The sequence below is a fragment of the Streptomyces auratus genome, assembly GCF_050433025.1.
In the GTDB taxonomy this organism is placed as follows: domain Bacteria; phylum Actinomycetota; class Actinomycetes; order Streptomycetales; family Streptomycetaceae; genus Streptomyces; species Streptomyces sioyaensis.
This window is the reverse complement of sequence record NZ_JBNGCB010000003.1, coordinates 679849-691079: the sequence shown is the minus strand read 5'-3', so window position 1 is coordinate 691079 and position 11231 is coordinate 679849. Positions and strand designations below refer to the sequence as shown.

Annotated in this window: 9 protein-coding genes; 3 read left to right on the top strand and 6 right to left on the bottom strand. The window is 71.9% G+C overall.

Going from position 1 to position 11231, the window contains the following annotated elements; genetic code table 11:
* Positions 1 to 34: 34 nt before the first annotated feature.
* From BKA18_RS22670 to BKA18_RS22645, 6 genes are all read right to left on the bottom strand, one after another.
* A complete protein-coding gene (locus BKA18_RS22670; RefSeq protein ID WP_006603593.1) occupies positions 35 to 1069 on the bottom strand; it encodes a BMP family lipoprotein in 1035 nt (344 codons plus the stop codon).
* 141 nt (positions 1070 to 1210) lie between these two features.
* A complete protein-coding gene (locus BKA18_RS22665; protein WP_366044534.1) occupies positions 1211 to 2467 on the bottom strand; it encodes an amidohydrolase in 1257 nt (418 codons plus the stop codon).
* Between the two features lie 183 nt (positions 2468 to 2650).
* Positions 2651 to 3856: a hypothetical protein gene (locus tag BKA18_RS22660; protein WP_429638535.1), complete on the bottom strand. Its 1206-nt coding sequence runs from the start codon at positions 3854 to 3856 to the stop codon at positions 2651 to 2653.
* A 29-nt stretch (positions 3857 to 3885) separates the two neighbouring features.
* Positions 3886 to 4812, bottom strand: a complete 927-nt coding sequence (locus BKA18_RS22655) for an N-acetylneuraminate synthase family protein (RefSeq protein ID WP_006603596.1) — start codon at positions 4810 to 4812, stop codon at positions 3886 to 3888.
* Between the two features lie 82 nt (positions 4813 to 4894).
* Positions 4895 to 6100 carry an acylneuraminate cytidylyltransferase gene (locus tag BKA18_RS22650; protein ID WP_040898523.1) on the bottom strand — a complete coding sequence of 402 codons (1206 nt, stop codon included), beginning with the start codon at positions 6098 to 6100 and terminating at the stop codon, positions 4895 to 4897.
* Between the two features lie 56 nt (positions 6101 to 6156).
* A complete protein-coding gene (locus BKA18_RS22645; RefSeq protein WP_366044429.1) occupies positions 6157 to 7494 on the bottom strand; it encodes a DUF6716 putative glycosyltransferase in 1338 nt (445 codons plus the stop codon).
* Between the two features lie 188 nt (positions 7495 to 7682).
* Here BKA18_RS22645 and BKA18_RS22640 point away from each other — a divergent pair, with 188 nt between their 5' ends.
* The 3 genes from BKA18_RS22640 to BKA18_RS22630 are packed head-to-tail and all read left to right on the top strand — an operon-like array spanning position 7683 to position 11202.
* On the top strand, positions 7683 to 8660 hold the full coding sequence (locus BKA18_RS22640) for a glycosyltransferase family 2 protein (protein ID WP_366044430.1): 978 nt from the start codon (positions 7683 to 7685) through the stop codon (positions 8658 to 8660).
* Positions 8660 to 10015: an alpha-2,8-polysialyltransferase family protein gene (locus tag BKA18_RS22635; RefSeq protein ID WP_366044431.1), complete on the top strand. Its 1356-nt coding sequence runs from the start codon at positions 8660 to 8662 to the stop codon at positions 10013 to 10015. The genes BKA18_RS22640 and BKA18_RS22635 overlap by 1 nt, the downstream gene beginning before the upstream one ends.
* Positions 10012 to 11202 carry an acyltransferase family protein gene (locus tag BKA18_RS22630; protein WP_366044432.1) on the top strand — a complete coding sequence of 397 codons (1191 nt, stop codon included), beginning with the start codon at positions 10012 to 10014 and terminating at the stop codon, positions 11200 to 11202. The genes BKA18_RS22635 and BKA18_RS22630 overlap by 4 nt, the downstream gene beginning before the upstream one ends.
* The last annotated feature ends 29 nt before the right edge of the window (positions 11203 to 11231 follow it).

Below are 11231 nucleotides of genomic sequence, written 5' to 3'. Positions count from 1 at the left end.
GGTGGCCGCCGCGCCGGGGCCCGTCGGTGCCCTGCTACTTGGCGGGGGTCTCCTTGACCTTCACCTGGCCCGACGCGATCTTCTTCTTCGCCGCGTCGATCTTGCCCTGGATGTCGTCGATGAAGCCGCCCGAGGTGGACAGGCGCACGCCGTCGTCCTTGAGCGTGTAGCTCTTGGTGCCGGTCAGCGGCTTCTTGTCCTTGACGCTCTTGACGAGGTCGTAGACCGCCACGTCGACGTTCTTCATCACCGAGGTGAGGATCGAGCTCTTGTACTTCGCCAGACCGGGCTGGAGGTACTGGTCGGAGTCGACGCCGATCGCCCAGGTGCCCTTCTTGCCGGCGACCGTCTCGATCGAGCCGTTGCCGGACTGGCCGGCCGCGGTGTAGATCACGTCGATGCCGGAGTCGAGCATGCCCTTGGCCTTGCCCTTGGCGGCGGCCGGGTCGTTGAAGCCCTTGTCGTCGTTGGCGTAGAGGTACTCGGAGGTGACCTTCGCCTTGGAGTCGGTGTCGTGGACGCCCTGCTCGAAGCCCGCCTGGAACTTCTGGATCAGCGCGTTGTTCACGCCACCGATGAAGCCGACCTTGTGGGTCTTGCTCTTCAGCGCGGCGGCGACACCGGCGAGGTAGGAGGCCTCGTTCTCGGCGAAGACCATGCCGTAGACGTTCTTGGCCTCGGCGGGCGAGTCGACTACGCCGAACGTGGTCTTCGGGAAGTCCTTGGCGACCTTGTTGACGGACTTGCCGTAGTTGAAGCCGACGCCGATGACGGGGTTGAAGCCGGCCTCGGCGAGGGAGGACAGCCGCTGCTCGCGGTCCGCCTCGGTCTCGCCGTTCTTGGCGGTCATCATCTTGGACTTGACGCCGAAGTCCTTCTCCGCCTTGTCCACACCGCGGGCAGCGGCTTCGTTGAACGAGTGGTCGTCCCGGCCGCCGACGTCGAAAGCGAGGCCGACGCCCTTGTTCTGGCCTCCGGACTCGGTGGACGACTCGCCACAGGCGGTCAACGAACAGGTGAGGGCCGCGGTGGCGATGCCCGCGGCAACGATCTTGGATACCCGGCGCACGAGGGGCCCCTTCGACTCGTAGCGCCTCCGTTGGCGCTGATTCCGCGGCATCGTAACGCGCGTAGATGTCAGATAAAGGGGGTGCTGGAAGCCGTTATCGGATCGTCGCGAACGGGAGCTGACGAGCAGGGTTCGGCGAGGTTACGCCTGGTCACCGTCGAGCAACGCGGCGGCGGTGAAGAGCTCCACACCCACCGTGATCGCCCGTTCGTCGACGTCGAAATCGCCGCGGTGCAGGTCGCGGCGGGTCGTCTCGGCGGGTGGGTGGACGCCGAGGCGGGCCATGGCGCCGGGGACGTGTTCGAGGTACCAGGAGAAGTCCTCGCCGCCGAGGGACTGCTCGGTGTCCTCGATGGCGCCCTCGCCGCGGCGGGCGGCCATCGCGGAGTGCAGCAGCTGGACGGTGGCCGGCTCGTTGACCACCGGCGGCACCCCGCGGACGTAGGTGATCTGCGACTTCGCGCCGTGCAGCGTGGCGACCTCGTCGATCGCCGCATGGACCAGGTCCGGGGCCTGCCGCCAGGCGTCGAGGTCGAGGCAGCGGACGGTGCCGGAGAGCTCGGCGTGCTGCGGGATCACGTTGCAGGCGTGACCGGAGGCCAGGCGGCCCCAGGTGACCGCGAGGCCGGCGCGGGCGTCGACCCGGCGGGAGAGCAGCGCCGGGACGTCGAGGGCGACCCGGGAGGCGGCGGTGACCATGTCGGTGGTCAGATGCGGGCGGGCGGTGTGGCCGCCGGGGCCGTCGAGTCCGACCTCCAGACGGTCGCAGGCGGAGGTGATCGCTCCCACCCGCAGTCCGATCCGGCCGGCGTCGACGCGCGGGTCGCAGTGGACGGCGAGGATCCGGCCGACGCCTTCCAGGACGCCGGACTCGATCGCGTCGGAGGCTCCGCCGGGCAGCACCTCCTCGGCGGGCTGGAAGATCAGCCGGACCGGGCGCGGCAGGGCGCCGGTGCGGGCGAGTTCGGCGAGAACCAGGCCGGCGCCGAGGACGACGGTGGTGTGGACGTCGTGGCCGCAGGCGTGCGCCCGGCCGGAGATCGTCGAGGCGTAGTCGACGTCCTTGGTGTCGGGGATGGGCAGCGCGTCGATGTCCGCGCGCAGGGCCAGCAGGGGGCGGGCGGGGTCCGCGGCGACGGCCTGCCCGTCGGCCGTGGCGTCCGGGGTGCCGATGTCACACATCAGGCCCGTGCCGGTGGCCAGCACCCGGGGGCGCAACCCGGCCCGCTCCAGCCGCTCCTTGATCGCCGCGGTGGTCCGGAGCTCCTGGTTGCCGAGCTCGGGGTGCCTGTGCAAGTCGCGCCGGAACAGGCTGAGTTCGGCGCGCAGCGCGTCGGGGAGCGTGCCGGGGAGCTGGTCCCCGGCGGGGGTACGGGCGGAGCCGGCATCGCGGGACATCACATGGTTCACCTGGGCAGGTTACGGGCCCGGGCGGGGCAACTGTCCCTCGATCAACAAAAGTTCAGCCCGTTAGGGGAAGAAAATCTAGGCCGCTCGGCGCATGGACGGTTTATGCGAAGGGTATGCAGTAGGGCTTCCTGCGCGGTGCCGGCGTCCGCCCAGCCGGACGTCGGCCGGTCCTCAGCCGGCGGCCATCTGCTGGGTGAAGGGCAGCCGCTGGACGTCCCGGGCGGTGCCGGTGACCCCGTCGAGGAAACCCTGGGCGCGCGGTGAGGCGTGGGCGGTCAGCCACTCGGGATCGATATCGCAGACCGCGACCTTGACCTCGGTGCCGAGCAGGGCGAGCGGCAGGGTGTGCACGACGGTGGAGGGGAAGCTGACGATCAGCCCTCCGATGGGGCCGCGCCGGGCGATCAGCTCCAGCGGCAGGTCCGGGCGGACGACCTCCAGGCCGGTTTCGGCGGACAGCCGGCGCAGCTTTTCGGTGCTCTCCTTGCGGTGCGCGAAGTAGCGGGTGGCGCCGTGCGTACGGGCCAGGGCGCCGACCGCGGCCAGATAGCGGTCGGCGTCCACGACGCCGGTCTCCACCAGCGAGGTGCCGACGATGTCGGCGGCGCGGGTGAGCCGGGGCGGGCCGAAGCGGCCGCGGGTCCAGGCGAAGTCGTTGGCGGTGACCTCGACGCCGGGCGGTACCTCGACGGGCATGGAGCTGAACAGGCCGACGGTGCGCCGGCCGCCCTCGGGCGCGGGGGTGAGCCGGCGCCGGGCGGTGGCCGAGAACGGCGCGAAGGCCAGGTCCCGGGCGCCGCGCCCGCTGCCGTTGCGGTGCCAGCGCACCAGCCGTTCGCCGCGGGCGAGTTGGGAGATGAACTCCATGGTGGCGGTGCCGTCGTCGACGACGACCAGATCGCGCGCCCTGGTGAGGGTGAGCAGCAGTTGGACGTAGCGGGAGAACGGGTCGCCGATGACGATGCGCCCGGCGCGGCGCAGCATCGGGGTGAGCCCGCCGATGGTGCGCACCGGGGCGGTGGGGCCGCCCCGGGCCTCTTCCCAGCGCACCGCATGGCCTTCGTCGCGGGCGAGTTCGGCCATCCGGCGCAGCTGGCCGCGGGTCATCGGGTCGTGCGGGGAGAGCACGACGACGGTGAGCGCGGTGGCCTGTGCCGTGTGCGCCCATTCCAGGACGTTCAGCAGCTGCACCGGGCTCTCGACGAAGGCGAGGGTGCCCCTGCCCCGGGCGGCCGGGCCCTTGCCGTCGCCGGCGGTCCGGTGGCGCTGGCGCGGGACCCCCCGGAGACGACGGGCGGGAGTATCCGCCGTCTCCGGGGGCGGGACCTCGGCGCCGGGCGTGACGGGCACGGCGCGGGCCCCTTCAGGTGAGCTCACCTTGGCTCCCGTCGGTTCGTCGGTGGGGCTCAGACGGCGGCCGGCTCGGCGGCCTCGGCCTCGGCGACCACACCGGTGACGCGGCGCAGCTTCTTCATCGGGCCGAGCTCGCTCTCGTAGACCTTCTTGACGCCGTCACCGAGGGACTCCTCGATGGTGCGGATGTCGCGGACCAGGCGGGACAGGCCGCCGGGCTCGACGGAGGCGGCCTGGTCGGAGCCCCACATGGCGCGGTCGAGGGTGATGTGGCGCTCGATGAAGGTGGCGCCGAGGGCGACCGCGGCGAGGGTGGTCTGCAGGCCGGTCTCGTGGCCGCTGTAGCCGATCGGGACGTTGGGGTACTCGTCCTGCAGGGTGTTGATCATGCGCAGGTTGAGCTCCTCGGCCTTGGCCGGGTAGGTGCTGGTGGCGTGGCAGAGCAGGATGTTGTCGCTGCCCAGGACCTCGACGGCGTGCCGGATCTGCTTGGGGGTGGACATGCCCGTCGAGAGGATGACGGTGCGGCCGGTGGCGCGCATGGCGCGCAGCAGCTCGTCGTCGGTGAGCGAGGCGGAGGCGACCTTGTAGCAGGGCACGTCGAACTTCTCCAGGAAGGCGACGGACTCGACGTCCCACGGGGAGGCGAACCACGCGATGCCGCGCTTCTTGCAGTACTCGTCGATGGCGCGGTAGCCGTCCTCGTCGAACTCCACGCGGTGGCGGTAGTCGATGTAGGTCATCCGGCCCCAGGGGGTGTCGCGCTCGATGTCCCACTGGTCGCGCGGGGTGCAGATCTCCGGGGTGCGCTTCTGGAACTTCACCGCGTCGCAGCCGGCGTCGGCGGCGGCGTCGATCAGCGCGAAGGCGTTCTCCAGGTCGCCGTTGTGGTTGATGCCGATCTCACCGGTGACGTAGACGGGGCGGCCGGGGCCGGCCTCGCGGTTGCCGAGGGTGCGGAGGCGGGAGTTGTCGCTCATGGGGAGATTCCTTCGTGTTGATCAGGTGTGCGGGGGTGGGGTCTGGGGTGGGCGGGGCTGGGCGGGGCTGGGCGGGTGGGAGCTACAGGGACGGGCCCAGGAGCCAGGCGGCGATCTCGCGGATGGCGCCGCTGCCGCCGGGCGTCGCGGTGACGGCGCGGGCCGCGCCGCGCACCACGTCGTGTGCGCCGGCGACCGCCACGGGCCAGCCGACGAGGTCGAAGCACGGCAGGTCGTTGACGTCGTTGCCGACGTAGAGCACGCGCTCGGGCGCGATGCCGGCCTCTTCGCACCACTGCTTGAGGGCGAGGTCCTTGCGGTCGATGCCGTGCAGGACGGGCACCTTCAGCTTGCGGGCCCGTGCGGCGACGACCGGGTTGGTCTCGGTGGACAGGATCAGCAGCTTCAGCTCCGCCTTGCGCAGCGCGGCGATGCCGAGGCCGTCGCCGCGGTGGACCGCGACGATCTCCCGTCCGTCGGAGTCGATCAGCACCCGGTCGTCGGTCTGGGTGCCGTCGAAGTCGAGGACGACGGCGTCGATGTCGTCACGGGTGGGCAGGGCGCCGGGGCGCGGGGCGTCCAGCAGCGGGGCCAGCGCGCGGGCGCGGGCCAGGTCGTGCGGATCGTCGATCTCCAGCACCCGGGCGGGGTCGGTGCGGACGAGTTCGGTGCGGCCGAAGAAGCGGTGGCCGCTGGTGCGGAAGCCGGCCGCGTCCATGGCGTAGGCGGCGCCGGTCTCCAGCAGGTCCTGGGGGCGGTCCTGGCGGCGCGGCCGGAAGGACTTGTCGTGGTTGACGCCGTGGCCGCCGTCCGTGGTGGCGGCGTCGCCGGCCACCGCATTTTCGGCGTCGCGCCAGACGAAGCCGTGGAAGGGGGCGACGGTCAGCGCGCTGTCCGCGCCGTCCTCGACGACCGCGGCGGCCACCGAGTCGATGTCCTCGCGGACTATGAACGGGCTGGTGCACTGGACCAGCAGCACCGCGTCGACGGTGGTGCCCTGCTCGGCCTCGTAGGCGTCCATGGCGTGCAGGACGGCGGCCTCGCTGGTGGCGGTGTCGCCCGCGATGTCGCCGGGGCGGCGTACGACGACGGCTCCGGCGCCACGGGCGGCGGCCGCGATCCCGGCGTCGTCGGTGGACACGACGACGTCGGTGACCAGGCGGGCGGCGCGGCACTCACGGACCGCACGGGCCACCAGGGGCACGCCCCCGACGGCGGCGAGGTTCTTGGCGGGCACGCCCTTGGATCCGCCGCGGGCGGGGATGACGGCCACAACAGTGGGTGACATTGCGGGCTCCTCGGTAGGGCTCGGGCCATCGGAGGTGGCGGGCGACGGGCGGGCGCTCACAGCTGCCCCCAGCGGCGGATGGCGGGGGCGACGCGCTGGACGCCGTGGCGGTAGGCGCCGCGGGCGGCCTCGCGGACCGTCTCGCGGGCGACCCGGCGCAGTCCGCCGGTCTCCTGGGGGGCCTCGTCGTATCCGGCGAGCGGCTCGCCCTGCGGGTCGAGGCCGTGCCGGGCGAGGATGCCGGGGAGGTAGCCGGGGGCGGTGCGGGGCGTGTAGTAGGGGGCGAGCGGCGGCAGCAGGCCGGCCTCGCGCAGCACGGTGACCCGGGAGCGGGCGGCGTCGAAGGCCTTCTCGTAGCTCCCGTCGGCCGCGACTCCCTGCCGGGCCAGCCACTCCCGGTCGGGCTCCGGGCGGTGGCCGGCGTCCAGCTCGTCCCAGGAGGCCAGGCAGCCGGAGCCCAGGAAGTGGTGGTTGCCGAGGGCCTCGCGGACGCCGAGGTCGGTGAGGACGGCGGTGGGGATGCCGCGGTGCAGGGATTCCAGGGCGGCGGTCGAGCTGACCGTGACCATCAGGTCGGTGCGGTCCAGGACCTCGCCCATGTTGCCGTACACCAGGCGGCAGTTGGCGGGCAGCTGGCCGGGCGCCTTGGCGGCGAGCTTCTGGTAGGGCAGTTCCTCGATGTGCGTGGTGTGCTCGCCCGGCTTGCTGCGGAGCTTGATCAGCACCTCGCGGTCGGGGTGCATGCGGGCGTGCTCCACCGCCCGGCGCAGCAGGTAGCTACGGTCCGCGCGGCTCTCCGGGACGGAGGGCTGGGCGGCGAACACCACGGTGTAAGGGGTGTGTTCGCCGGTGTAGCGGTCGCCGCCGAGGAAGGGGAGGGCGCATTCGACGACGCTGTGGTCGTCGGCGCCGACGCCGCGGTAGACCTCGCGGAACCGGTCCGCGTCGTGCCGGGAGTTGGCGAGGACGACGTCGGCACCGTGCCGCAGCAGCAGCCCGTCGGCGAGCTTCTCGTAGACCACTCCGACGTAGCCGGTGACGACGACCGGGCGGTGCTGCCCGGCGGCGTCCGGCGTGCCGGCGCTCCAGGCGCGGGCCAGGCCGTGCAGCATGGCTTGCACCGCTCCGCCTACACAGGCCAGCACGATGACGTCATAGCGCGTACGGTCGACGGAACGCACGAAGTCGACGCCCCTGATTTCGCGCAGCGAGTCCGCACGGGCGCCGACCTCGTCGAGCTGGCGGACCGTGGGGGTTGCGCGGCCGCGGAGGAGGTATCCGTCGAGTCGGATGTCCGATTGGAGCCGGTACGCTGTCAAAGCGCCCCATTTCCACCGGGTATCCGAGTCGGCGAGTACGGCGACTCGCGGCGTGGAAGCGGTACGTGATGGCACGTCGAAGACGCTAGGAAGGCATTCCGTTTGGCGGGCCAACTGGGCCGCAACAAAGGGTTAACAGCGGGTCGACGAACGACGAACCGGCCCGATTGTCGGCCTGGTTAACCATCCCGCCATTCTTCGTTCACCCTGGGGTCCGCACCCCGTAAAGACGAAAGCCCGCCGCCGCGCCTAACGTCACCCGGGTGGTTAAGCTCTCCGTCATCGTGCCGTTCTACAACGTGCAGACATACGCGCCCGACACCCTGAAAAGCCTGGCGGCCAATGCCCGCGAGGATTTTGAATTCCTGCTCGTCGACGACTGCTCGCGCGACGAGACCCCTCAGATCCTCGCGCGCGCCGAGCGCGAGCTGCCGGGCGCCAGACTGCTGCGGCACGAACAGAACGGGGGGCTGGCCACCGCCCGGAACACCGGTCTGGACGCGGCCCGCGGCGAGTACGTCACCTTCCTGGACGGCGACGACTGGCTCGCACCCGGCTACTACCCCGAACTCCTCTCGGCCATCGAAGAGTTGGGGTGCGACTTCGTCCGCACCGACCATGTCCAGTGCACCGCCCGGGCGCGCACCGTCCACCGGGTCCCGCACGGCCGGCGCGGGGTGGTGCTGGACCCGCGCGCGGTGATCCTGCCCGCCGACCGCTCCACCTCCGTCGACTACGCCTTCGCCTGGGCCGGGATGTACCACCGCCGGCTGCTGGACGACGGGGTGCTGCATTTCCGGGACGGGCTGCGCACCGCGGAGGACCGCCCGTGGATCTGGCGGCTGCACCGCGAGGCGCGGTCCATGGCGGTCATCGGAGCGCTCGGCGTTTTCTACCGGCGCGGAGTGGCGTCCTCCCTGACCCAGATCGGCGATGTGCGGCAATTGGACTTCATTCGCGCCTTCGATCAGGTGATCGAGGAGACCGCGCAAGATCGCGATGCGGAATTCCTGCTGCCCAAGGCGGTGCGCACCTATTGCGCGATCATTTCCCACCACCTCGGTTCGATCGAACGCTTCGAGCCGCAGGTCGCCCGTAAATTGCGCGCGATGAGCGCGGCGGCCATGAAACGCATGCCGCAGGACGTACTGAAGGAAGCCCTGGATTCGATGGATGTGCAGCGCGCGTCCCGGCTGCGGCGACTGCGCCGTCGCCCCGTCCCGGCGGAGGTCGCCGCCTGATGTCCACCCGACCGCGTACCCAGATCTTCATGGCGTCCACGCTCTACGGCGCGGCGACGCTCGCCGCCGCGCTGGACGCCGACTGCTTCGCCCCGGCCGACCGCCGGCTGCTGCTGCTCAGCAACAACGCGGCGACCCCGGAGACCAGCGCCTCGCTGGACACCATGCCCGGCTTCGAGCGGCTGCGCGGCCGCTTCGACCGGGTGCTGTCCTGGAACGAGACGATCAGCCCGTTCCACCCCGGCGGCTGGTCCCCGCGCGCGGACGACGCCCCGCTGTGGGAGCGGCATCTGCGGCTGCTGTGGGGCCTGGGCGACGACCGCGTCGAGCTGGTCGTGGAGTCCATCCAGGTCAACCCGGCGCTGGCGGTCGCCCAGCTGTTCCCCGACGCGCCGATCGACGTCTACGCCGACGGCCTGATGAGCTACGGCCCGACCCGCAACAAGCTCGACCCGCTGATCGGCACCCGGATCAACCGGCTGCTCCACCTGGACCTGGTGCCGGGCCTGACGCCGCTCCTGCTGACCGAGTTCGAGGTCGAGCCGCGGTGTGTGCCGGCCGACACCTTCCTCAAGGTGTTGTCCGAACTCTCCGACGCCAGTGGCGAGTTGGGCCTGCCGGAGGGGGCCGCGCTTCTGCTCGGCCAGTACCTCTCCGCGCTGGGCATCCTCACTCCCGAGGAGGAAGAGGAGCTGCATGTGCGGATGCTGCGCGGCGCCGCCGAGCGCGGCCACCGCACGGTCGTCTTCAAACCGCACCCGTCCGCGCCGGCCCGCTGGTCGCGGCTGCTGGAGCGGGAGGCCGAGAAGCTGGACCTCGCCCTGACCGTGCTGGAGCGCCCGGTGCTGGCCGAGGTGCTCTACCAGCGGATGCGGCCCGCGCTGGTCGTCGGCTGCTTCTCCACCGCGCTGCTGACGGCGGCCACCTTCTACGGCCTGCCGACGGCACGCACCGGCACCGGCCTGCTGCTGGAGCGGCTCACCCCGTACCAGAACAGCAACCGGATCCCGGTCACGCTCGTGGACGCGCTGGTGCCCGACCTGGGCGACCGCAGCGAGCAGCCGCGCACCGCCGCCACCGCGGAGAGCGTCGAGGGCCTGGTCGCCGCGGTCGGCTATGCGATGCAGCACCAGATGTACCCGGAGCTGCGGCCGCACGCCGAGCGCTATCTCGCGGCCCATCTCGACCAGTTCACCTGGCGCTACTTCAAGCGCCGCCGGCTGACCGCGCTGGCGCTGCCCGGCGCGATCCCGTCCCAGCTGGCGTTCATCCCGCGCAACGCCGCCGTCCGCCGGGTCGCCCGCCAGGCACGCGCGGTGCAGCGGCGGCTGAAGAAGCGGGCCGCGTTCGGATGACCGCCACCGAGCTGACCACCGGCGCGCCACCGGTCACGCCGGTGGCCGTCACCGCCCCGGGACCGGCGGCGATACGGGGGCGCGGCGAGGGGGTCCCCCCGGCCCTTAAAGCTGGGGGAGGTTCGTCGCGGCTGCGCGCCCTGGACGGGCTGCGGCTGCTCGCCGCGCTGATGGTCGCCGCGTACCACTACGGGGGGCGCAGCGGCGAGATATCCCAGGCCTGGGGCGGCTCGCCGGCCCACCAATTCCCCACCCTGGCACCGCTGTTCGCCTATGGCTGTCTGGGCGTCCAGATCTTCTTCGTGATCAGCGGCTTCGTCATCTGCCTCAGCGGCTGGGGCCGGACGCTGCGCGCCTTCATCGCCTCCCGCGTCTCCCGCCTCTATCCCGCGTACTGGGCCGCGATCCTCCTGATCACCGCGGTCTTCGCGCTCCCCTGGGTCGCCTATAAGGCGCTGCCGCCCAGTGAGGTGCTCACCAACCTGACCATGCTGCAACAGCCGTTGGGCGTGGACCGGGTGCTGGGCGTGTGCTGGACCCTCTGGGCGGAGATGCGGTTCTACGCCCTCTTCGCGCTCTGCGTCGTCCTGCCGGGCGCCACCCGCAGCCGGGTGGTGCTCTTCTGCGCCGGCTGGACCCTGGCCGCCGCGCTCGCCCAGGCCGCGCACGAGCCCTTCCTCGACACCGTCCTGATGCCCGAGTACGCCCCGTTCTTCATCGGCGGCATCGGTCTGTACCTGCTGCACCGCTACGGCGCCCGCGATCCGATCGCCTGGGCGATAGTGCTGGTCAGCTGGCTGGTCGGGCAGCATTACGCGGTCGCCGGGCTCTGGCACGCGGCGTCGGCCACCGCGTTCTCCTACCGTTCGACGGCCGGCATCATCGCCGTCGTCACGCTCGGCTTCGCCCTCGTCGCGGCGGTCGCCCTGGGCCTGCTGCGCTGGGCGAACTGGCGCTGGCTGACCGTCGCGGGCGCGCTGACGTACCCGTTCTACCTCGTCCATGAACACCTGGGGTGGGTGGTCGTCCGCGCCCTGCACCACACCCTCGGCCTGCCCTCGTACGCCACGCTGCTCCTGACCGTGGGGCTGATGCTGCTGCTGGCGTGGCTGCTGCACCGCTTCCTGGAGCGCCCGCTGACCCCGCTGCTGAAGCACGCGATCGATCCGCGGCGGCCCTCGCTCTGACGGCCGGGCCGGGGGGCGTACGGCGACCG

Bases quoted from the DNA above. Each gene is read 5' to 3' on its own strand.
- BKA18_RS22665 (WP_366044534.1), bottom strand. From the start codon at position 2,467: ATGTCCCGCGATGCCGGCTCCGCCCGTACCCCCGCCGGGGACCAGCTC.
- BKA18_RS22655 (WP_006603596.1), bottom strand. From the start codon at position 4,812: ATGAGCGACAACTCCCGCCTCCGCACCCTCGGCAACCGCGAGGCCGGC.
- BKA18_RS22650 (WP_040898523.1), bottom strand. From the start codon at position 6,100: ATGTCACCCACTGTTGTGGCCGTCATCCCCGCCCGCGGCGGATCCAAG.
- BKA18_RS22635 (WP_366044431.1), top strand. From the start codon at position 8,660: ATGTCCACCCGACCGCGTACCCAGATCTTCATGGCGTCCACGCTCTAC.
- BKA18_RS22630 (WP_366044432.1), top strand. From the start codon at position 10,012: ATGACCGCCACCGAGCTGACCACCGGCGCGCCACCGGTCACGCCGGTG.